The 22,980-nt window shown below is 61.3% G+C and carries 14 protein-coding genes; 1 reads left to right on the top strand and 13 read right to left on the bottom strand.

Annotation, left to right across the window (positions count from 1 at the left end):
• Positions 1 to 315: 315 nt before the first annotated feature.
• The 13 genes from PspCFBP13508_RS15305 to PspCFBP13508_RS15245 all read right to left on the bottom strand — a co-directional run bounded on the left by PspCFBP13508_RS15305 (position 316) and on the right by PspCFBP13508_RS15245 (position 14,655).
• Complete coding sequence (locus tag PspCFBP13508_RS15305) at positions 316 to 597, bottom strand: type II toxin-antitoxin system RelE/ParE family toxin (RefSeq protein WP_130912319.1); 282 nt, start codon at positions 595 to 597, stop codon at positions 316 to 318.
• On the bottom strand, positions 587 to 832 hold the full coding sequence (locus PspCFBP13508_RS15300; RefSeq protein WP_041477418.1) for a type II toxin-antitoxin system Phd/YefM family antitoxin: 246 nt from the start codon (positions 830 to 832) through the stop codon (positions 587 to 589). The genes PspCFBP13508_RS15305 and PspCFBP13508_RS15300 overlap by 11 nt, the downstream gene beginning before the upstream one ends.
• Positions 833 to 921: 89 nt before the next feature.
• Positions 922 to 1,167, bottom strand: a complete 246-nt coding sequence (locus tag PspCFBP13508_RS15295) for a DUF2789 domain-containing protein (RefSeq protein ID WP_130912318.1) — start codon at positions 1,165 to 1,167, stop codon at positions 922 to 924.
• A gap of 78 nt (positions 1,168 to 1,245) precedes the next feature.
• Positions 1,246 to 2,814 (bottom strand): efflux transporter outer membrane subunit, encoded by a 1,569-nt coding sequence (locus tag PspCFBP13508_RS15290; RefSeq protein WP_178084494.1) that lies wholly within the window; start codon positions 2,812 to 2,814, stop codon positions 1,246 to 1,248.
• Positions 2,811 to 3,878, bottom strand: coding sequence for an HlyD family secretion protein (locus tag PspCFBP13508_RS15285; protein ID WP_110602297.1), 1,068 nt, complete (start codon positions 3,876 to 3,878; stop codon positions 2,811 to 2,813). Before PspCFBP13508_RS15285 ends, PspCFBP13508_RS15290 begins: the two co-directional genes overlap by 4 nt.
• A gap of 27 nt (positions 3,879 to 3,905) precedes the next feature.
• Positions 3,906 to 5,444, bottom strand: coding sequence for an MFS transporter (locus PspCFBP13508_RS15280; protein WP_137215005.1), 1,539 nt, complete (start codon positions 5,442 to 5,444; stop codon positions 3,906 to 3,908).
• Positions 5,445 to 5,667: 223 nt separating this feature from the next.
• Positions 5,668 to 6,585, bottom strand: coding sequence for a LysR family transcriptional regulator (locus PspCFBP13508_RS15275; RefSeq protein WP_130912314.1), 918 nt, complete (start codon positions 6,583 to 6,585; stop codon positions 5,668 to 5,670).
• A gap of 174 nt (positions 6,586 to 6,759) precedes the next feature.
• A complete protein-coding gene (locus tag PspCFBP13508_RS15270; protein WP_137215004.1) occupies positions 6,760 to 7,626 on the bottom strand; it encodes an ABC transporter permease in 867 nt (288 codons plus the stop codon).
• Positions 7,627 to 7,646: 20 nt separating this feature from the next.
• Positions 7,647 to 8,507: an ABC transporter ATP-binding protein gene (locus tag PspCFBP13508_RS15265; protein ID WP_137215003.1), complete on the bottom strand. Its 861-nt coding sequence runs from the start codon at positions 8,505 to 8,507 to the stop codon at positions 7,647 to 7,649.
• 17 nt (positions 8,508 to 8,524) lie between these two features.
• Positions 8,525 to 9,421, bottom strand: a complete 897-nt coding sequence (locus tag PspCFBP13508_RS15260) for a TauD/TfdA family dioxygenase (protein WP_137215002.1) — start codon at positions 9,419 to 9,421, stop codon at positions 8,525 to 8,527.
• A gap of 334 nt (positions 9,422 to 9,755) precedes the next feature.
• Positions 9,756 to 11,123 carry an HlyD family type I secretion periplasmic adaptor subunit gene (locus tag PspCFBP13508_RS15255; RefSeq protein WP_024011116.1) on the bottom strand — a complete coding sequence of 456 codons (1,368 nt, stop codon included), beginning with the start codon at positions 11,121 to 11,123 and terminating at the stop codon, positions 9,756 to 9,758.
• Positions 11,113 to 13,269: a type I secretion system permease/ATPase gene (locus PspCFBP13508_RS15250; protein ID WP_137215001.1), complete on the bottom strand. Its 2,157-nt coding sequence runs from the start codon at positions 13,267 to 13,269 to the stop codon at positions 11,113 to 11,115. The genes PspCFBP13508_RS15255 and PspCFBP13508_RS15250 overlap by 11 nt, the downstream gene beginning before the upstream one ends.
• 33 nt (positions 13,270 to 13,302) lie before the next feature.
• Complete coding sequence (locus PspCFBP13508_RS15245) at positions 13,303 to 14,655, bottom strand: TolC family outer membrane protein (protein WP_016772278.1); 1,353 nt, start codon at positions 14,653 to 14,655, stop codon at positions 13,303 to 13,305.
• 361 nt (positions 14,656 to 15,016) lie between these two features.
• Here PspCFBP13508_RS15245 and PspCFBP13508_RS15240 point away from each other — a divergent pair.
• A partial coding sequence (locus PspCFBP13508_RS15240) for a retention module-containing protein (RefSeq protein ID WP_137215000.1) occupies positions 15,017 to 22,980 on the top strand: 7,964 nt, incomplete at its 3' end.

Below are 22,980 nucleotides of genomic sequence, written 5' to 3'. Positions count from 1 at the left end.
TTGCTAACTATCAATATCGCATTGGAGGGGAATTTCAGTCAAGTTTTGAAACAAATCTCCCCACGCTTGGCCGAGGCGTAACACGAGTTGGATTTGTAATTTTTCGAAGAAAAAATCTAATGCGACGGACAGAACCAAATTTTTTTTACAGTAAGAAGGTTTTTTTTACATCTGAGCCTTTTCGCGCAATTTTTTTTACATGCTGCGCCTCATGCCAGACGATACATCAACTGATCCCACACGTTGGCGGCCCAGTCCGGTCACTCAAGAATCTCATCGACAAACATCGGCCATTTGAATAAAGCGGGGGCTCGTTCAACGGTTCTTGGCAGTATCGTAAACACTGCTGCGTTCGCGCTTGCCAACCGCTAGCACGGAAACCACGACTCGTTCGTCGATGACTTGGTAAACCAATCGATACCCCGAGGCTTTGAGTTTGATTTTGTAGCAGTCGGGCATGCCGTGGAGTGCGTCAGCCGGGATTCTGGGAAGCTTCAGCCTCTCACCCAGCTTCTTTTTGAATTGCTCACGCAATGTATGACCCAGCTTGTTCCACTCTTTGTGCGCAGACGGCAGAAACTCAAGCTTATAAGTCATCCAGGCTTACCGAAATGGGCGTTTCGTGGAGGCGCGAACGAACAATGTCAGCCAGCTCAAGATCATCAAGCCGCTCCATCATTGCTTCATAAACTTCGGCCGGCACCATATAGCCCATGACGCGATTGTGGTTGAGGACAGCGACGGCCCCCCCATGTGCACCGTTCAACACGGCAGTAGGATTTTTCTTTAATTCAGAGACACTGACAGCCATATCGGCGAGAACGCTTTGCATAATAAGAACCTCAAATTAGGACGTGATTTTGGTCTATTTATGCCATGCGGACAACTGTGGCGTTCAACGAGGATACAACTTCGCGATGATCACCCCACCCGCCCCTTACGCAACATCACATTCAACTGATCCACCACCTCCGCCCAATCCGCATCGTCGAGAATCTCCTCGCGCAGAAACTGCGCCTGACCTGCCGTCCAGAAAAACGCGTCAGCCAGATGCAGATCCGGCTTGAGCGGCGAATGGGTAGCGATGAATTGGTCGATGCCGGTCGGATCGTCGGCGAGGCCGAGTTGTTTGAACAGGGCCGGGAGGCTGTGCTGCGGATTTTCCATGATGCAATTCCTCTGCAATTAAGGTCCGGCGTTACGCCGTTTGCTGCAGTGGAGTTGATCATAGCTGTCGCGGCGGGTTCAGGGTCTGGCGGCGTCAGGTGAGCCTGCGGCCAGTTGCGCTGCCGGATAGACCGATTGCCATCCACCGCCAAGCGCCTTGTACAAACCGACCATCGCCAGGGAGACGCCGGTCGAGCTTTCCACCCATTGTTCCTGCGTGGCGAGCAAGGCGCTCTGCACGGTGAGGACGTTGACGAAATCGACCACGCCTTCGACGTATTGCTGTTGCGCGGTGCGCAGGGCGATCTGGTTTTGGCGCACGGCTTCGGCGAGGCTGTCGCGCCGGCGCTGGCTGGCGTTGTAGGCGGTCAGTTGGTCGTCGATTTCATGCCAGGCACGCAGCACGGTCTGCTGGTAGGCGATGGCCGCTTCCTGCTGTTGGGCTTCACGCAATTGGAGCATGCCGCGCAGGCGTCCGCCGTCGAACAACGGCAGGCTGAATTGCGGGCCGATGGCAAAGGCGCGCGAGCCCCATGAACCGAAATCGCTCAGTTGCATCGCTTGCGAACCGAGGTTGCCCGATAGGGTGATGCGCGGATAGAAATCGCCTTGGGCCACGCCGATATTGGCGGTGGCGGCGTGCAGCCGCGCTTCGGCCTGGCGGATATCCGGGCGGCGCTCGGCCAGTTCCGACGGCAGGCCGATGGCGACTTGCAGTGGCGACTGCGGCACTGCCGCGTCTGTGGATAACGCTTGAGCGAGGGCCTGCGGCGGTTCGCCCATCAGCAGACTGATCGCGTTGATCAGTTGCGCCTGACGCTGCTCGAGCGCCGGCAGCCGTGCCTCGATGGCGGCGACTTGCGCGGCGGCTTCGGCGACGTCCAGGTCGGTGGCCACGCCATCGGCCAGCCGCAACTGCGAGAGTTTCAGGCTGTGGCGAGCGACGTCGAGGTTCTGCTCGGTGACGGCGCGGGTGTTCTGCACGCCGCGCAACTGAATGTAGTTTTGCGCGGTGTCGGCGAGCACGGTCAGCAGCACGCCGCGACGATCATTTTCTGCCACTTCGAGATTGGCATCAGCGGCTTCGGTTTCACGGCGCACGCGGCCCCAGAAGTCCAGTTCCCATGACGCCGAGAAGCCGGCACCCCAGAGGTTGAACGCCTCGTCGCCGTTATTTCCCGATGGATCGTTCAAGCCTTTGCCACTGTTGCGTTTGTGCCCGTAGCTGCCAGTGGCAGAGCTGTGCGGATAGCGCTCGGCGGTGATCACCTGACGCGCGGCGCGGCTTTGTTGCAGGCGGCTGCTGGCCAGTTGCAGGTCGAGGTTGCTGTTCAGCGCGCGCTGGGTGAGCGCGGAAAGTTGCGGGTCGTGGAAGGTTTCCCACCAGCGTTCGTTCAGGGGTTCGCTGACGGCCTGGCTTGGGGCGGACCTGGCGGGTTTGGCCCAATCGGAAGGTTGGGTGGCTCCGGGTTTCTGGAAGTCTGGGCCGACAGTGCAGGCGGTGAGACTCATCGTGAGCAAGGCACTGAAGGTTAGCTGCTGCCACTGGCTTTTTCGCGAGCAGGCTCGCTCCCACAGGGGGAACGCATTAAAAAATGTGGGAGCGAGCCTGCTCGCGAAGGCGGCAGCCGATTCAACACCGATCATCGCTGCGTCACCTCGCGCCCGGACGCCTTTGAGCTGGCGGTATCAATACTCGCCTCCACCGACATTCCCACCCGCAAGCGCTCAGCCAGTGGCTGGCCCGGTTCCAGCACGATCTTCACCGGAATCCGTTGCACAACCTTGGTGAAATTACCGGTGGCGTTATCCGGTTTCACCGCCGCAAAGGTCACGCCAGTTGCCGGCGCAATACTCTCGACGCGGCCGGTCAGGGCTTCGCCACCGAGACTATCCACTCGGACTTGCACATCCTGCCCGGGCTGCACATCGGTCAACTGGGTTTCCTGAAAATTGGCCACCACATAGGCCTGCTGCAACGGCACCACCGCCAACAGTTTGCTGCCCGGCGTGACGTAGGCGCCGACGCGCACCGCACGCTCTCCGATCATGCCGTCCTGCGGCGCGGTGATACGCGTGTAGGACAAGTTGAAACTGGCAATCTCCAGCGCAGCCTGCGCGTGTTTCAGATTGCCGTCGGCGGCGTTGCGCTGGGCAGTGAGGATTTCGACTTGTTTGCGTTCGGCCGCCAGTTTCGCCGTCGCGGTGTCGAGGCGCGCCGAGGCCTGATCGATGCGCGTGCGCGCCTGCTGCGCGTTCTGCACGGTGCCAGCGCCGACACCGGCGAGATGGTTGTAGCGGTTCAGTTCCTGCTGCGCAAAAGCCATTTCCGCTTTGGCCGAGACCACGGTGGCCTGCGCCTGAGCAATCAGCGAAGCCTGCCGCTCGAGAGTCGCGTTGGCGTTCTGCAATTGCGCCCGCGCGACCAGGGTTTGCGCGTCCGCCGCTTCCGCCGCTGCGCGCAAATCACGGTCATCGATCAGCGCCAACAATTGCCCGGCCTTGACCTGCTGGTTGTCTTCGACCAGCACCTGCTTGATGAACCCGGCCACGCGCGGCACCACCAGCGTGTAGTCGGCGGAGACGAAGGCGTCATTGGTGGTTTGCTCGGTGCGTTGGCCGAACAGCCCGGGCATCGCCAGGTACACCAGCACGCCCACCGCCAGCGCGGCAGCCACGGCCACCGCGAGTTTTTGCTTGGATTGAGTCATAAAAAACCTTCAGTTTCAGTACAGCGATCAGGTCGGCGCGCGCGGCGGATAAATCCGCGTTGGCAGCCAGAAAATCAGCAGAATCAACGCCACGGCAACGCCGGCCATGCATACGTAGAGATCGGACGAAGTCAGCACCAACGCCTGCTCGTGCACGCGGTGAGCGAGGCCCGGGTCGCTGTGATCGGCCAGCGGCGAATTGCCGAGGCTGTCGACCAACATGGTCGAATGGAAATGCAGGCGCGCGGTGGTCAGCGCTTCGATGACGCCGGTGGCAACCACGGCGGCAAGGCCTTTGACGGTGTTGAACCACGCCGACGCGAACGGCCCTTCCATCGGCGTGATACTGCCGGTCGACAACATCAGCAGCGGCAACACCGCCATCGGCTGGCCGAAAATCTGCAGCCATTGCAGGACGTAGAAATCGTCGCGAATCCACGCCGAAGTCAGGTGCGAACCGCCCAGGCAGGACAGCGCGAGCATGCTCAGACCAATGCCGAGCACCCAGCGGCAATCGACCCAGCGCAAATTGCACAGCGCTGCCACCAACGGCAGCGCAATCAGCTGCGGCAATGCGGCGATGAGCATGATCGGCGCGGTTTGCGCCGGGCGATAACCCTGCACCTGCGCCAGATAACTCGACGGAATCAGCACCACCGCCAGCAGCACGATCAACACCCCGGCGAGGGTGATCAACGCAAACAACAGGTTGCGGATGCCGAGCATCTGCAGCTTGAAAAACGGAATCGGCTGCGACCATTCATTGATCATGAAAGCCACCAGCAGCAGCGAACCGGCACCGAGTAATCCACAGATCAGATTCGACTCGAACCAGTCCAGTCGATTGCCCTGCAACAAACCGATCACCAGCATGCAGATCGCCGGAAAGCCCAGCAGCAGGCCTTTCCAGTTGAACGTCTTGAGACGTTCCAGCCGCAGCGGATCCTGGGGCAATCCGTAAGCCACTGCGGCCATGGCGATCAGGCACGGCACGATGATCTGCCAGAACGTCCACTGCCAGCCGACGTATTCAGTCCACAGGCCGGCCAGCGGCGTGCCGAGTCCCGGGCCGAAAGTCGCGGTCAGTGCGTAGCCGGCCAGTCCGTACAGTTTGATGTTCGCTGGGAGAAAGCGCAGTGCGACGGTCATCAGCATCGGCGGCAATGCACCACCGGCGAGGCCTTGGAGGATGCGCATCAGCAGCAGACTTTCGTAGTTCGGGGCGAACGGGCACAGCACGCCGAGCACGGTAAAAAGACCGATTGCGCAGAGGGTGAAGCGGCGCAGCGAGAAGGTCACCGAGCACCACGGCGCAAAGGCCATGGCCGCGACCGACGTGGCCGTGTAGCTGGCGACCAGCCAAGTGCCTTCGTCGTAACCGATGTGCAGCGCGCCGCGAATGTCGGCGAGTGCGACTTTGGTGACCATCTCGTTGAGGCCCGAGACCAGCACGGCCAACAGCACGCCGACCAGACCAATGATGATCCGCGCCCCGAACACCGCAGGCGCAGCCGCCGTCGCCGGGCTGGTCGCGGCGAGAGGTGCCGGGACCGTCAGGGATGTCATGAATGAAAAGCTCCGGGGGTGAAATACCGGAGCATTTTAGTGGGGCTTGATGCTGACGAAAATTGACTTATTGGCAGGTTATAAGTGCATCAGACACAACGATAAATGCATATGTGGGAGCGAGCCTGCTCGCGAAAGCGGTGGACCAGTCGCCATTGAGGTGACTGATTCGACGCCTTCGCGAGCAGGCTCGCTCCCACAGGATTCGATGGTGTCTGATGATTTATGGCTGTGCCGCCAGCCACGTTTCATCGCAGCAGGTCTTAAGGGTTTCACGCAGCCAGCGGTGGGCCGGGTCCTTGTCGAAGCGCGGGTGCCAGGCCTGGGTCAGCATGAGCATGGGCAGCGGAATTGGCAGATCGAATGAACGCAGTTTCAGGCCCAGCCGCCGCACGCTGAGCAGTGCTTCTTTGGGCACCGGCAGGATCAGGTCGGAGTCGGGCAAGGCAAACATCGCCGCGTGGAAGCTCGGCGCGATCACCGCCACCCGGCGCTCCAGCCCCATCGCATTCAACGCCGTGTCGATCGGGCCGCGAGCGATGCCACGTCGCGACATGCTGATGTGGGAAAAACCGGCGTAGCGCTCGGCAGTGATTTCGCCGTCGAGCAATGGATGATTCTCTCGCACCAGACCGACGAAGTGGGTGGAGAACAGGTTCTGCACTTTCACTTCCGGGGTGAGCGGACGGGTATTGCTGACGCTCAGATCGATGCGCCCTTCGCGCAGCGCCTCATCGTCGCCATCGCCTTCCGGGACGAAGCGCAATTCACAATGCGGAGCGAGCTGGTCGAGGGTGTCGAACAGTTTGCCGCCGTAGACGCCGACGAAGAAATCATTGGCGCGGATGCTGAACCGTCGGCGCAAGGTGCCCAGTTCAACGCTATCGGCGGAGCGGAACAGCAGCGCCGCCTGCTCGACCACATCGCGCACCTGTTCGCGCAGTTCGAGGGCTTTGGGGGTCGGCACCAGACCACGCCCGGCGCGCACCAGAATCGGATCGCCGATGGCTTCGCGAATCCGCGTCAGCGTGCGGCTCATGGCCGCCGGGCTGAGGTTCATGCGCCGCGCCGCACCGACCACACTGCCCTCGTCGAGCAAGGCATCGAGGGCGACCAGAAGGTTCATGTCCGGGAGTTGCATGCTGAGCACTCTTGGCTGATCTGGATTGATCCGGGCGCAATGCTAACAAACATCCCTCAAGAGTGACGATGCCAGCGCTGGGCTCTTCGCGAGCAGGCTCGCTCCCACCTTGGAATGCGTGCTCATGTGGGAGCGAGCCTGCTCGCGAAGAGGCCGGCCCAGCCAACGAAGGGCTCAGCGCTGCATACCCCAGCGCTTGACGGTCACCCGCTCAAGGGTGGCAAACACCAGATTCTCCACCAGCAGACCAATCAGGATCACCACCGCCAACCCGGCGAACACCTTGTCGGTGTACAGCTCATTGCGATTCTGGAAGATGTACCAGCCCAGCCCGCCCTTGCCACTGGTTGCGCCAAACACCAATTCGGCTGCGATCAAGGTGCGCCAGGCGAACGCCCAGCCAATTTTCAAACCGGCGAGAATCGACGGCAGTGCCGCCGGGATCAGGATGAACAAGACCAGGCGCAATCCCCTGAGGCCATAGTTACGCCCGGCCATGCGCAGCGTCTCGGACACACCGAGAAATCCGGCATAGGTGTTCAGCGCCAGCGCCCACAGCACCGAATGCACCAGCACGAAAATCAGGCTGTTCTGGCCCAAGCCAAACCAGAGCAGCGCCAACGGCAGCAGGGCAATCGCCGGCAACGGGTTGAACATCGAAGTCATGGTGCTGAGCAGATCACGTCCCAACTGGGTCGAGACCGCCAATGTCGTCAGGGCGAACGCGAGTACGATGCCGATCAGGTAGCCCTTGATCAGCACCACCAGAGATATCCACACCTTGGCCAACAACTCGCCACTGAGCACACCGTCAAACAACGCCTGTGCGGTTTGCAGAAAGCTCGGCAGCATCAGGTCGTTGTTCTGAATCCGCGCGACCACTTCCCAGACGATGGCCAATACGATCAGGATCAGGCTTTTGCGCAGCCAGCCCTGTTGCCACAGGCGTGTGCCGAGCGGCAATTCGCGCTCGACCGGCACTGCGGTCAGCGGCTCGAGCACGGTTTCGAATTCTTCACGCACGGATGATGAATGGCTCATCGGGTGGTCCTCCTGGCCGCTCAATAGGCGATGCGAATGTCGTTGAAGTGGTGATCACGTTCGGTCTCCGGCGCCTGGCCCTCATCGAACAGCAGACGATGAATGCGCCGCGCCGATTCCTGAAACGCCACGCCGCCGAGGCTGTGCAGGTCGTATTGATGGCTGTGCACTTCGGCGCGCACCCGCCCCGGATGCGGCGACAGCAAGAGGATGCGATTGCCGACCACCAAGGCTTCTTCGATCGAATGAGTGACGAACAGCAGGGTGAAACGAACCTCTTCCCAGAGCAGCAGCAATTCCTCCTGCATCTTGCGGCGAGTCAACGCATCGAGTGCAGCGAAGGGTTCGTCCATCAAGAGGATTTTCGGTTGCATGGCCAAGGCCCGGGCGATCGCCACCCGCGCTTTCATGCCGCCGGACAAGGTGTGCGGATAGGCGTCGGCGAACGCAGCGAGGCCGACCTTTTCCAGATAGTGCAGTGCGCGTTCTTCGGCTTCTTTCTTGTTCAAGGTGCGCGAGGCGAGCAGCGGGAACATCACGTTCTGCTTCACGGTTTTCCACGGCGGCAACTGGTCGAATTCCTGAAACACCACAATGCGGTCCGGCCCCGGCGCATCTACGCGCTGGCCTTGCAGGCGGATCTCACCTTCGCAAGGCTGGATGAATCCGGCGACCGCCTTGAGCAAGGTCGATTTCCCGCAACCGGACGGGCCAAGCAGGACGAACCGGTCAGCCGGGTCGACGGCGAAACTGACTTGATGGGTGGCGCGCACCACGCGCTGCGGCGTGCGGTATTCGAGGCTGACCTGATCGACGGCCAGCAACGCTTCGCCGTGGGCGATCGGGTTGCTGGCCGCGTGGCCTGGCAAAGGGGCGTTCATGATCGATCTCCGGCAAATCAGAAAGGCGCGTCGCCCTGAATGGTCGTGCGATAGAGCTTGCGGCGCAGATGCGCAGGGCAGCCGGCGGCGAGGTGGATCAGCGAGCGGTTGTCCCAGAACACCAGGTCATGCGGTTCCCACTGATGGCGGTAGATGTTTCGCGGCAGCACGCTGTGGGCGAAGAGTTCGCCGAGCAACTGACGACTTTCGTCTTCCGGCAGACCAACAATTCGCGTGGTGAAGCCTTCGCTGACGAACAAGGCTTTGCGGCCGTTTTCCGGATGGGTGCGCACCACCGGATGCACCACTTCGGCGACCTGAGCCAACTGTTCAGGAGTCAGGGTCGGGCGCCAGTTACCCTCAAACTTGGTTTCGCTGTAGCGCGCGGTATAGGAATGCGCAGCGCAACGTCCTTCGACCGCAGTGCGCAACGCAGCGGGCAAGTCGTCCCAGGCTTTGTGCATGTCGGCAAACAGCGTGTCGCCGCCCTCGTTGGGCAGCTCCTGGGCGTGCAGCATCGAGCCGAGGCTCGGCAACTCTTTATAGGAGAGATCGGAATGCCAGAACTTGCCGGCGTCACCGAGACCGATGTTCTGGCCGTTCTCGATAATGTTGGAAACGATGAGGATTTCCGGGTGATTGGCCAGCAGGAACTGCTTGAGCACGTGGATCTGCAACACGCCGAAGCGGCGGCTGAAATCGATTTGCTGCTGCGGGGTGATCTGCTGATCGCGAAAGACCACGACATGGTGATCCAGATGTGCGCGGTGAATCCGCGCGAAGTCCTGATCATTGACCGGCCGGCTGAGGTCGAGGCCAACGATCTCGGCGCCGACGGCACCGCTGAAGGGACGAATTTCGAAAACTTGTGGCGCGGCAGTTGCGGCGCTTTCGGTGGCAGTAGCGGCGGACATCAATCATCTCCCACGCACGGCGCGCTCATGGACGCGCTCGTCGATCAGACACTCACGCTGGATTGCGTGTCGGTTCAGGTCGTGCGGCGCGCCGATTGGTCGGCAGGTACGCAGGTGGGTGACTTTATAGCTATAAGAATTGGAAATTAAATACCGTTAACGAATAACGATATGGCGAATGGTGAGGGGGTGGAGTGACGATTTGTGTCACTTACCGACAGCTTCGTAGCGCCTCAGCGGGCGCCTTCGCGCGCAGGCTCGCTCCCACAGTTGGAATGCAATCTCCTGTGGGAGCGAGCCTGCTCGCGAATGGGCCGTCAACAGCGCTGAAGACCTAGCGCTCGTGCAACGCCTCAGCCCGCGCGCGGATGATCGGCTTGAGCAAATAGCTCAACACCGACTTCTTGCCGGTGATGATATCCACCGACGCGACCATCCCCGGGATGATCAGCAGTGGCTTTTCATCCGTGCCCAGATGGCTGCGCTCGGTGCGCACTTTGATCACGTAGTAGGTGGTTTTCTTGTCTTCGTCGGTGATGGTGTCGGCGCCGATCTGCTCCAGCTGTGCCTTCAGGCCGCCGTAAATGGTGTAGTCATAGGCGGTGAACTTGACGATCGCTTCCTGTCCCGGATGCAGGAACGCAATGTCTTGCGGGCGAATCTTGGCTTCGACCAGCAGGGTGTCATCCAGCGGCACGATTTCGACCATGTCGCTGCCCGGCTGGATCACGCCGCCGATGGTGTTGACCAGCAACTTGTTGACGATACCCCGCACGGGTGAGGTAACCAGCGTACGGCTGACGCGGTCTTCCAGCGCCTTGCCGGTGGCCTGGGCCTTGTTCAGATCGGTGCGCGCTTCGTTGAGCTGGGTCAGCGCTTCGCTGCGGAATTTGCCGCGGGTTTCGTCGATCTTGCGCTGCACTTCCTTGATCGCCGATTCCGCGCGCGGAATGGCCAGCGTGGTCGCATCGAGCTGGCCCCGGGTTTCCACTTCGGCACGCTTGAGGCGCAACACCTCCACCGGCGAGACCGCGCCCTGCGCCACCAGCGGCTCGGACATGTTGATTTCCTGACGCTGCAAGCCGAGCTGCTGACGGTACTGCGCCTGCTTGGAGCTGAACTCACGCAGCTCTTGCTGACGCTGGATCAACTGCTCCTGCAAGCCACCGATTTCGTCGTGCAATTGCTGACGGCGGCTGATGTACAGCGACTCTTCGCTTTTTGCCTGGCCCGGCACGGCTTTGAGCACGTCCTCGGGGAAATTCAGCGGACGATCATCGACTTCCGCGCTCAGACGCTCGACCCGCAGCAGCATCGACAGGCGATCGGCCTCGGTTTCGCCGACGTTGGAGGCAAAACGTGTGTCGTCGAGACGAATCAGCGGCGCGCCGGCCTCGACGATCTGGCCTTCCTTGACGAACAGCTCGGAGACGATACCGCCCTCCAGGTTCTGGATTTTCTGGATCTTCGACGACGGAATCGCCTTGCCGTCGCCCTTGGTCACTTCGTCGATCACGGCGAAGTTGGCCCAGAGCATGAGGAACACGAAGAAGCCGATGATCGCCCAGATGGTCAGGCGCACGACGCGCGGGGCGTCTTCGATCAGCGCCTTGTTGACCTCTGGCAGCGGCTGGCCCTGCAGCGAGGCAGAGCCCTTGAAGTAGCGACGGATCGACTCCTTGACACCGGACTTAAGCAACACTGATCTGCCCCTTCTTCAACGCTTCCATCACGGCGGCTTTCGGGCCGTCGGCGAGAATCTGCCCGCGATCGATCACCAGCAGGCGATCGACCAGCGACAACAGCGATGCCCGGTGCGTGACCAGCACCACGGTCTTGTTTTCAATCACTGCTGCGAGGCGTTGCTTGAGGCGTTCTTCGCCGGTGTTGTCCATCGCACTGGTTGGCTCATCCATCAGCAGAATCGGCGGGTTGAGCAGCAGCGCCCGGGCCAGGGCGACGTTCTGCCGCTGGCCGCCGGAAAGGTTCTGCCCGCGCTCACCGACTTGCAGCTCGTAGCCTTGCGGGTGCAGACGAGCGAATTCATGGACGCCGGCCAGTTCGGCGGCTTGCAGCACCAGCTCGTCTTCGACGTAACGCGCGCCGGACACCAGGTTGTCACGCAGGGTACCGGACAGCAGCTGGATGTCCTGCGGCACGTAGCCGATGTTGTAGCGCAGTTCGCTGACGTCGATCTGACGGATGTCCACGCCGTCGACCAGCAAGGCACCGTCGTCCGGTTGGTACAGGCCCACCAGCAGTTTCGCCAGCGAACTCTTGCCCGAACCGCTGCGGCCGATGATGCCGATCTTCTCGCCGGGACGGATCACCAGGTTGATGTTCTTCAGCGCCGGGTTCTGCTGGTCCGGGTAGGTGAAGCTGAGCTGACGGCATTCGATCGCACCCTGCAGCACCTTGCGGCTCAGCGGGCGCTCCTCGAAGTTGCGTTCCTGGGGCAGCTCCATCATCTGGTCGACCGAAGTCATGGTCACCCGCGCCTGTTGATAGCGCGTGAGCAGGCCGGACAGCGACGCCAGCGGGCTGAGGGCGCGGCCACTGAGCATGTAGCAGGCAATCAGCCCGCCCATGCTCAGGTTGCCGGCGATGATCTGGTACACGCCGAAGACGATCATGATCACCCCGGCCAGTTGCTGAATGAGCAAGGTGATGTTCATCGCCAGGCCGGAGAGCATTTTCACTCGCAGCTCGAGACGGCTGAGGGTGCCGATGGTTTGCTCCCACTGATACTGGCGCTCGCTTTCGGCGTTGTTGACCTTGACCGCATCCAGGCCGGCGAGGGTTTCGATCAGGCTCGACTGGCGCTCAGCGCCCAGCGCCATGGTCCGTTCCATGGTCGCGATCAACGGCTTCTGCAAGGCGTAGCCGATCAACAGGGCAATCGGGAATGCCAGCACCGGGATCCACACCAGATGCCCGCCGAGAATGGCGATGACGATGAAAATCAGGATGGTAAACGGCAGGTCGATCAGACTGGTCAGGGTCAGCGAGGCGAGAAAGTCGCGCAGGCTCTGAAACTCATGGATGTTCTGGGCAAAACTGCCAACCCGCGCCGGGCGGTATTTCATCGCCATGCCGACGATGCGCTCGAACAACGTGGCAGAGATGATCAGGTCGGTTTTCTTCCCGGCCAGATCCAGGCACAGGCTGCGCAAGCTCTTGAGGATCAAGTCGAAGATGTAAGCGCCGGTGATGCCCAGCGCCAGTACCCAAAGGGTTGCTTCGGCCTGGTTCGGCACCACGCGGTCGTAGACGTTCATCACGAACAGCGGCGCGGCCATGGCGATGATGTTGATCAGGAAACTGGCGGCGATCGCATCGGCGTACAGCCAGCGCGAACGCTTGAGGGTGTCGCGAAACCACGAGCGTGCACGCGGGATCAGCGTGCCGTGGTTGACGTCGAATTTGTGCTGCGGCTGGGCGAAGAACACTTTGCCGGTGTAATCGTCGGTCAGCAGTTCGCGGCTGACCACCGATTCGCCGCCATCGCTTTCGCTCAGCAGCACGCGTGCTTCGTTGTCGCCCTGCCAGCCGAGCAGGACGGCACTGCGGCCATCCTTGAGCAGCAACAGCGCGGGCATGGCGATCGCCGGAATTTCTTCGAGTTTGCGCTGCAACACCCGCCCCTGCAGGCCGGCGCGAGCTGCTGCGCGCGGCAGCAACTCGATACTCAAACGTTGTTTGGGCAGCGGCAGGCCGGTGGTCAGCATCGCCGCACTGGCAGGCTTCTGGTGCAGCATGCACAGGGCGAGCAGACCATCCAGCAACGGATCGTCGTGCAACGCGCGTGGATCATGGCTGAGTTGAACTCGACTGACTTCTGATTCCACGCTCGACACTCTTTAACAGTTGAAAGGGATAACTCAGTTCATCCCAGGCAGCTGGACCTTGGGCTTCACGTCGTTCTGCACAACGGATGCCAACGGCGCGACCACTCCCTGGCTTTTGAGCAATTGGCCCATGGTCGCCTTGATTCGGTATTGAGTAAATAACTGAATGTTCTTGATTTCAGCCAGACGCCGCGAGGCGGTGAACAGCTCGTTTTCGCTATCGAGCAAGTCCAGCAGGGTGCGTTCGCCGAGGCTGAATTGACGCTGGTAGGCAGTACGCACCGAAGTGCTGCGATCGACGTATTGCTGAGCGATCGGTACCTGTGCGTTGGCGTTGTTCAGGGCGTTCCAGGCCAGGCCGAGCTCTTCGTTCAACTGACGCAGGGCGTTGTTGCGGATGTCCAGCGCCTGGTTGGCCAGGTACGACTTGGATTCCAGATCGGCCTTGTTGCTGCCACCGGAATACAGGTTGAAGCGCATGCGCAGCATGGCCTGCCATTCATTGTTGTGGCCGTTCTGGCCGTCGATATCGTTATCGGCGGTACGGCCCAGCTCAGCGTCGAAGCGCGGGTAGAAGGTCGATTTGGCGGTGGCGAACTGCTTCTCGGCAGCCGCAATATCCGACTCGGCGGAACGCAGGATCGGGCTGTTTTCCAGCATCTGCGCGCGGGCTTCATTGAGGTTGGCCGGCATCATCGCCATGAACGGCGCCGGGCGCTCGAGCTGGTCGGGCATCTGGCCGACGGCGCTGAGGAAGTTGGTTTCCGCGTCGGCGAGGTTGGTCTGTTCGGTGATCAGGTTGTTGCGGGCCTGGGCCATGCGCGCTTCGGCCTGATCGAGGTCGGCACCGCTGCCGACGCCGCGCTGGGTGCGCAGCTGGATCTGGTCGTAGATGCGCTGGTGGCTCTTGAGGTTCTCCTCGGCCAGACGGACGAATTCGCGACGGGTGAGCACGTCCAGATACACCTGAGCGACAGTCAGTGCAGTACGCTCGGAAGTGCCAAGCAGTGAGTAAGCACGGGAGCTGACGTTGGCTTGTTGACGCGCAACTTCGTTGGACGTCGCGAAACCGTCAAAAACCATTTGCGAGAGACGTAAACTTGACTCGCTGCGGTTCAACGTCTCCCAGTGATTGCTTCCACCGTTCGCTCGAGTGGTCACACTGTCGGTGCCTTCACGGCCATAACCGCCGAGCAGATCGACCTTGGGCAGGTATCCCCCTTTCGCAGCCTTTAACTGATAATCCGCCGCCAATCGACTGTTGACCCCCGCCTGAATCTCCGGATGGACATCCAGCGCCTGTTGCATGGCTTCTGGTAAGGATTGTGCTTGTACAAATGAGGCGGCGAGAGCGAAGGGAGCGGCAAGGAGCAAAAGCGAACGCATGGTTGGAATTTTCCCGGAACTTCTTGTCTTGAATCACAGCAGAAACGTGGTGCTGCGTCGGATGATGGCAACCCGAAAGACCGTATGTCGGAAAGTTCAAAAGAGGAACTGGATGACAGGCTGAAGGACAGGTCGCCGCGGAAATATCAATGTGACATTAGTGGGGCGATTGTTTAGGATGGCTCCCAGAAGGTCAATAGTTTGGCATAAAGTTAATCGCGATAATTTATAGCCAGATTATTGACGGAAATACAGCGTCAATAAGTTATCCATTTATAGAAAGTACGTCCAGACTGAAGTGGCGCCGACGCCCGTCAGGTCCATGGAAGTCAACTGAATGTGACACCCCGGAGAGTCTTCAATGAGCAGTGTTGTTGCCGTCGTCAAAAGCATTGTCGGTCAGGTTTTCGTGGTGTCCCCAGAGGGCGTGCGTCGCGTACTCGTTGAAGGCGATCGCCTGTATGTCGGCGACCAGATCGATACCGGTCTGTCCGGCGCGGTGTCGCTGGAACTTGCCGATGGCCGCATGCTCGATCTGGGCCGTGACACCCAGTGGAGCGCCAGCTCGCCTGACTCCAGCACTGACCTGGCCGAAGCCACCGCGCAGGCCGCGCCTTCTGTAGAAGAACTGCAGCAAGCCATTGCCGCCGGTGTCGACCCGACCACCGCACTCGAATCCACCGCGGCCGGCCCGACCGCCGCAGGTACCGGCGGTGCTGCCGGTGGCGGTCACAGCTTCGTCATGCTCGACGCCACCGCTGGCCGCGTCGATCCGACCATTGGCTTCCCGACGGCGGGCATCAATTCTGCCGGGCAAGTCGCGCAGGACACCACCGGCGGCCTGACCACCGACACTACCACCAACGCGCTGCGTGACTCGACCCTGAGTCTCAGCGCCACGCCGACCATCACCGAAGCCGGCGGCTTGCTGGTGTACACCGCGACCCTGACCCAGGCGCCGCTGACCGACCTGACCATCACCCTGTCCAATGGCGCAGTGATCGTTATCCCGGCCGGCGCCACCACCGGCACCGTCAACGTGCCGCTGGCGCCGAACGACACGGTCTACAACGACCCGAGCCAGATCGACGTGACCGTCACCGGCACCAGCGGCGGCAACGGCATCACCGTGACCCCGCCAACTATCCCGGCGACCACGCAGGTCACCGACACCGTCGATACCACTACCGTCACGCTGACGGCTGGTTCGAGCGTGACCGAAGGCGGTCAGATTACCTATACGGCGACTTTGACCAACCCGGCGCAGACACCGGTAACCGTCACGCTGTCGAACGGCTCGACCATTACCATTGGCGCTGGCCAGACTACCGGCACCGTCAACGTGCCGACTGCGGCCAATGACGTTTACAACAATGGCAGCACCGTTACGACCACGATCACCGGCGCTACCGGTGGCAATTTCGAAAATCTGGTGCCGAATCCGACGCCAGCCGTTACCACCATCACTGATTCGGTTGATAACACCGGCCTGACCCTGACCGCGACCAACAACGTCGTTGAAGGCGGACAGATCACCTACACCGCGACCTTGACCAACCCGGCGCAAACCCCGGTGACCGTCACTCTGTCGAACGGCTCGACCATCACTATTGCGGCTGGTGAAACCGTTGGCACCGTCAACGTGCCGACTGCGGCCAACGACGTCTACAACAATGGCGGCACCGTCAGCACCACGATCACTGGCGCTACCGGTGGCAATTTCGAAAATCTGGTGCCGAACCCGACGCCAGCCGTTACCACCATTACCGACTCGGTCGACAACACCGGCGTGACCCTGACCGCGACCAACAACATTGTTGAAGGCGGTCAGATCACCTACACCGCGACCCTGACCAACCCGGCGCAAACCCCGGTGACCGTCACTCTGTCGAACGGCTCGACCATCACTATTGCGGCTGGCGAAACCGTTGGCACCGTCAACGTGCCGACTGCGGCCAATGACGTTTACAACAATGGCAGCACCGTCAGCACCACGATCACTGGCGCAACCGGTGGCAATTTTGAAAACCTGGTGCCAAGCAACACGCCTGCGGTCACCACGATCACGGATTCGGTCGACAACACCGGCCTGACCCTGACTGCGACGAATAACATCGTCGAAGGCGGCCAGATCACTTACACCGCCACCCTGACCAACCCGGCGCAAACCCCGGTAACCGTCACGCTGTCGAACGGTTCGACCATCACCATTGCGGCTGGCGAAACCGTCGGCACCGTCAACGTGCCGACTGCGGCCAACGACGTCTACAACAATGGCAGCACCGTCAGCACCACCATCACTGGCGCTACCGGCGGCAACTTCGAAAACCTGGTGCCAAACACCACGCCAGCCGTTACCACGATCACTGATTCGGTTGATGACACCGGCCTGACTCTCACCGCGACCAACAATATTGTTGAAGGCGGTCAGATCACCTACACCGCGACCCTGACCAACCCGGCACAAACCCCGGTAACCGTCACGCTGTCCAACGGCTCGACCATCACCATCGCGGCTGGCGAAACCGTCGGCACCGTCAACGTGCCGACTGCGGCCAACGACGTGTACAACAATGGCAGCACCGTCAGCACCACCATCACCAGTGCAACCGGTGGCAACTTCGAAAACCTGGTGCCGAATACCACGCCAGCCGTTACTACGATCACTGATTCGGTCGACAACACCGGCCTGACCCTGACCGCGACCAACAACGTCGTTGAAGGCGGACAGATCACCTACACCGCGACCCTGACCAATCCGGCGCAAACCCCGGTAACCGTCACGCTGTCGAACGGCTCGACCATCACCATTGCGGCTGGCGAAACCGTTGGCACGGTCAACGTGCCGACTGCGGCCAACGACGTGTACAACAATGGCAGCACCGTCAGCACCACCATCACCGGCGCTACCGGCGGCAATTTCGAAAATCTGGTGCCGAATCCGACGCCAGCCGTTACCACCATCACTGATTCGGTTGATAACACCGGCCTGACCCTGACCGCGACCAACAACGTCGTTGAAGGCGGCCAGATCACCTACACCGCGACGTTGACCAACCCGGCGCAAACCCCGGTGACCGTCACTCTGTCGAACGGCTCGACCATTACCATTGCAGCCGGCGAAACCGTCGGCACCGTCAACGTGCCGACTGCGGCCAACGACGTCTACAACAACGGCAGCACCGTCAGCACCACCATCACCGGCGCTACCGGCGGCAACTTCGAAAATCTGGTGCCAAGCAACACGCCAGCGGTGACCACCATCACCGACTCGGTGGATGACACTGGCGTGAGCCTCAGCGCCACCGGTTCTGTGGCCGAGGGTGGCCAGATCACCTACACCGCCACGCTGACGAATCCGGCCGGCACACCGGTAACCGTGACCCTGAGCAACGGCTCGGTGATCACCATTGATGCCGGCAAAACCACCGGCACCGTTACCGTTCCAGCGCCTGCCGATGACGTCTACAAGGACGCCGGCCAGGTCGAAGTCAGCATCAAGGACGCCACCGGCGGCAATTTCGAAAATCTGGTGCCGAACGCTACGCCGGCAGTGACCGAAATCACTGACACCGTCGATACCTCAACGGTGAAGCTGAGCGCAGACACCTCGGTTGCCGAAGGCGGCACCGTAACTTACACCGCCACCGTCGGCGCGCCAGTCACCGGCTCGCCTGTGGTCGTGACGTTGGCCAACGGTCAGAACATCACCATCGCCGTCGGCCAGACCACCGGCTCCGTCACTTACACCGCACCGAACGATGCCTTGACCGGCAACGCTCCGCTGACCAACTCGATCACTGGCGTAAGCGGTGGCAACTACGAAAATCTGGTGGCGGACAAAACCCCAGTTTCGACCACCATCACCGACGTGGCCGACACCACCAATCTCTCGCTGAGCGCGACCGCTTCCGTGGCTGAAGGCGGCCAGATCACTTACACCGCAACCTTGACCAATGCTGCTGGCTCGCCAGTGACCGTGACCTTGTCGAACGGCGCCGTCATCACCATCAAGGCAGGCGAAACCAGCGGTAATGTGACCTTCCCGGCTCCGTCCGACGACGTTTACAAAGACTCCGGCTCCGTGCAGGCCACCATCACCAGTGCCACCGGCGGCAATTTCGAGAACCTCGTTCCGAGCACCACGCCAGCGGTCACTCAAGTCACCGACACCATCGATACCTCGACGGTCAAATTGACCGCCGACACTTCGGTCGCGGAAGGCGGCACCGTCACCTACACCGCCACTGTCGGCGCGCCCGTCACCGGCACGCCTGTTGTCGTGACCCTGGCCAACGGCCAGAGCATCACCATCGCCGTGGGCCAGACCACCGGTAGCGTCACCGCCCCGGTATCGAATGACGTGCAGATCGGTCACGCACCACTGACCAACTCGATCACCAACGTCAGCGGCGGCAACTACGAGAATCTGGTCGCCGACAAGACCCCGGTCAGCACCACCGTGACCGACACCGTCGACACCACCAGCGTTGCGCTGACTGCCACCGGCAACGTCAATGAAGGCGGGCAGATCACCTACACCGCGACGCTGAGCAACCCGGCCGGTACGCCGGTCACCGTCAATCTGAGCAACGGTTCGGTCATCACCATTGAAGCTGGCAAGACCACCGGCACCGTGACCGTTCCGGCACCTGCCGATGACGTCTACAAAGACGCCGGCAAAGTCGAAGTCACCATCAAGGACGCCACCGGCGGCAACTTCGAAAACCTGGTGCCGAGCACTACGCCTGCGGTGACCAACGTCGCCGACACGGTCAACACCACGCACCTGACCCTCAGCGCAGAAAGCTATGTGCTCGAAGGCTCTTCGATCACTTACACCGCAACGCTGACCAACGCCGCGCAAACGCCGGTAACCGTCAACCTGAGCAACGGCCAGACCATCACCATCGAAGCCGGCAAGACCAGCGGTTCGGTGACGATTGCCGCACCGAGCGATGACGTCTACAAGGACGTCAGCAAGCTCACCGTAACCATGACCGACGCCAGCGGTGGCAACTTCGAGAAACTCGACGTCAGCAAGACTCCGGTCAGCACCACGGTCAACGACACCGTCGACACAACCGCACTGACCCTGACCGCCAGCGATACCGTCAGCGAAGGTGGCCAGATCACCTACACCGCGACCCTGAGCAACCCGGCCGGCACTGCGATGACCGTAACCCTGGCCAACGGCGCGGTGATCAACATCGCGGCCGGTGCTACCAGCGGCTCGGTGAATTTCCCGGCGCCCGCCAACACCCCGTACATCGATGGCAGCAACGTGCGGACGGCGATCGCCAGCCACAGCGGCGGCAATTTCGAGCGCGTCGAGGCCGATCGTTCGGCTGTGGTGACTAAAGTCACCGACGCCGTAGACACCACCAACATCAGCCTGAGCGCCACCGGCAGCGTTGCCGAGGGCGGCTCGATCGTCTACACCGCGACCCTGAGCAATCCGGCCGGCACCGCCATGAGCGTGACCCTGAGCAACGGCGCGGTGATCAACATTGCCAAGGGTGCGAGCACTGGCACTGCGACCGTCGCCGCGCCTGGCGATGACGTGTACAAGGACGCCGGCAAGGTCGATGCGAGCATCACCAAGACCAGCGGTGGCAACTTTGAAAATCTGGTGATCGACAAGACTCCTGCGGTAACTGATGTCACCGACACCATCGACAACAGCACTGTTGCGCTGACCGCCAGCGCCAGTGCGGTTGAAGGCGGCGTGGTTGTCTACACCGCGTCCGTGACCGCCCCGGTCACCGGTTCGCCAGTGCTGGTGACCCTGTCCAACGGCCAGACCATCAGCATTCCGGTCGGCGCCAGCAGCGCCAGCGTCAACTTCACCGCGCCGAACGATGCACAGGCCGGCGGCAACACTCTGAGCGTGAAAATCGACGGCGCCAGTGGTGGCAATTACGAAAATCTCGTGGCTGACCAGACCCCGGCGGTGACCTCGGTGACTGACGTCGCCGACACCACCAACCTGTCGCTGTCCGCGACCGGCTCCGTGGCCGAGGGCGGCTCAATTGTCTACACCGCAACCCTGAGCAACCCGGCCGGCACGCCAGTGACCGTGAGCCTGAGCAACGGCGCGGTGATCACCATCGAGGCCGGCAAAACCAGCGGCACCGTCACCGTTCCGGCACCTGCCGATGACGTCTATAAAGACGCTGGCAAAGTTGAAGTCACGATCAAGGACGCGACTGGCGGCAACTTTGAAAACCTGGTGCCAAGCACCACGCCAGCGGTTACTGATGTCACCGACACCGTCGACACCTCGACGGTCAAACTGACCGCCACCGAAACCGCGGCCGAAGGTGGCACCGTCACCTACACCGCCACCGTCGGCGCGCCAGTCACCGGTTCGCCTGTGGTCGTGACCCTGGCCAATGGTCAGAACATCACTATCGAAGTCGGCAAGACCAGCGGCAGCGTGAGCACCACCGCGCCGAACGACGTCCTCGCCGGCCACGCGCCGCTGACCAACTCGATCACCAACATCAGCGGCGGTAATTTCGAAAATCTTGTCGCCGACCAGACCCCGGTCAGCACCACCGTGACCGACACCGTCGACACCACCAACCTGTCGCTCAGCGCGACCGGCGCGGTGAACGAAGGCGGCCAGATTACCTACACCGCGACTTTGAGCAACGCCGCTGGCACACCGGTCACCGTGACCCTGTCGAACGGTGCGACTATCCTCATCGAGGCCGGCAAGACCACCGGCACCGTGACCGTCGATGCACCGAAAGACGACGTCTATAAAGACGCCGGCAGCGTTGAAGCGACCATCCAGAGCGCAACCGGCGGCAACTTCGAAAACCTCGTCGCCAGCAAAGAGCCGGTGGTGACCACGGTCAACGACACCATCGACACCACCTCCGTGTCGCTGAGCGCCACTGCGAACGTCGCCGAAGGCGAAACCGTGGTTTACACCGCCACCGTGGGCGCGCCAGTGACCGGTTCGCCGGTGATCGTGAGCCTGTCCAACGGTCAGACCATCACCATCGCCGTTGGCGAAACCACCGGCAGCGTCAACTACGTCGCGCCGAACAGCCCATTGGCGGGCGGCAGCTCGCTGAGCGTGACCATTGATGGCGCCACCGGTGGCAACTACGAAAAACTGGTGGTCGACGGCAAGTCCGCCGACACCGTGGTTTCCGACACCACCGACACCACCAACCTGAACCTGACCGCCAGCGATTCGGTCGCCGAAGGCGGCCAGATCACCTACACCGCAACCCTGACCAACCCGGCCGGCACACCGGTGACCGTGACCCTGTCGAACGGCGCCACGATCACTATCGACGCGGGCAAAACCACCGGCACCGTGACAGTCGATGCACCGAAAGACGACGTCTATAAAGATGCCGGCAAAGTCGAAGTCACCATCGAGGGTGCGACCGGCGGCAACTTCGAGAACCTGGTGCCAAGCGCGGTTCCAGCGGTGACGAATGTCACCGATACCATCGATACTTCGACGGTCAAACTGACCGCCGATACTTCGGTGGCTGAAGGCGGCAACGTGACTTACACCGCCACGGTTGGTGCGCCAGTTACCGGTTCTCCTGTCGTCGTGACATTGGCTAACGGCCAGACCATCACCATCGGTGTCGGTCAGACTACTGGCACCGCAACCGCTGTTGCTGCGAACGATGCACTCACCGGCAACGCCCCGATCACCAACTCGATCACTGGCGTAACCGGTGGCAATTTCGAAGATCTGGTTGCGGATAAAACTCCAGTTTCGACCACTGTTACGGATGTTGCCGACACTACCAATCTGTCGCTCAGCGCCAGCAACTCGGTGGCTGAAGGTGGCCAGATCACTTACACCGCGACACTGACAAATGCTGCTGGCTCACCAGTGACCGTGACCTTGTCGAACGGCGCCGTGATCACCATCGACGCCGGCAAGACCACCGGCACCGTGAACGTTCCAGCGCCAGCTGACGACGTCTACAAAGACGCCGGCTCCGTCCAGGCAACGATCACCAGCGCTACCGGCGGCAATTTCGAGAACCTCGTTCCGAGCACTGCTCCGGCCGTGACGTCTGTCACCGACACCATCGATACCTCGACGGTCAAACTGACCGCTGATACGTCGGTGGCTGAAGGCGGCACTGTGACTTACACCGCCACCGTTGGTGCGCCAGTTACCGGTTCGCCTGTGGTCGTGACCCTGGCCAATGGTCAGAACATCACTATCGGCGTCGGTCAGACTACTGGCACCGCAACCGCTGTTGCTGCGAACGATGCGTTGGCAGGTAATGCTCCGATCACCAACTCGATCACTGGCGTAACCGGTGGCAACTTCGA

The organism is Pseudomonas sp. CFBP13508, from assembly GCF_005233515.1.
In the GTDB taxonomy this organism is placed as follows: Bacteria; Pseudomonadota; Gammaproteobacteria; order Pseudomonadales; family Pseudomonadaceae; genus Aquipseudomonas; species Aquipseudomonas mercuritolerans.
This window is presented reverse-complemented; position numbering and strand designations above follow the sequence as displayed.

Bases quoted from the DNA above. Each gene is read 5' to 3' on its own strand.
- PspCFBP13508_RS15305 (WP_130912319.1), bottom strand. From the start codon at position 597: ATGACTTATAAGCTTGAGTTTCTGCCGTCTGCGCACAAAGAGTGGAAC.
- PspCFBP13508_RS15300 (WP_041477418.1), bottom strand. From the start codon at position 832: ATGCAAAGCGTTCTCGCCGATATGGCTGTCAGTGTCTCTGAATTAAAG.
- PspCFBP13508_RS15295 (WP_130912318.1), bottom strand. From the start codon at position 1,167: ATGGAAAATCCGCAGCACAGCCTCCCGGCCCTGTTCAAACAACTCGGC.
- PspCFBP13508_RS15290 (WP_178084494.1), bottom strand. From the start codon at position 2,814: ATGATCGGTGTTGAATCGGCTGCCGCCTTCGCGAGCAGGCTCGCTCCC.
- PspCFBP13508_RS15285 (WP_110602297.1), bottom strand. From the start codon at position 3,878: ATGACTCAATCCAAGCAAAAACTCGCGGTGGCCGTGGCTGCCGCGCTG.
- PspCFBP13508_RS15280 (WP_137215005.1), bottom strand. From the start codon at position 5,444: ATGACATCCCTGACGGTCCCGGCACCTCTCGCCGCGACCAGCCCGGCG.
- PspCFBP13508_RS15275 (WP_130912314.1), bottom strand. From the start codon at position 6,585: ATGCAACTCCCGGACATGAACCTTCTGGTCGCCCTCGATGCCTTGCTC.
- PspCFBP13508_RS15270 (WP_137215004.1), bottom strand. From the start codon at position 7,626: ATGAGCCATTCATCATCCGTGCGTGAAGAATTCGAAACCGTGCTCGAG.
- PspCFBP13508_RS15265 (WP_137215003.1), bottom strand. From the start codon at position 8,507: ATGAACGCCCCTTTGCCAGGCCACGCGGCCAGCAACCCGATCGCCCAC.
- PspCFBP13508_RS15260 (WP_137215002.1), bottom strand. From the start codon at position 9,421: ATGTCCGCCGCTACTGCCACCGAAAGCGCCGCAACTGCCGCGCCACAA.
- PspCFBP13508_RS15245 (WP_016772278.1), bottom strand. From the start codon at position 14,655: ATGCGTTCGCTTTTGCTCCTTGCCGCTCCCTTCGCTCTCGCCGCCTCA.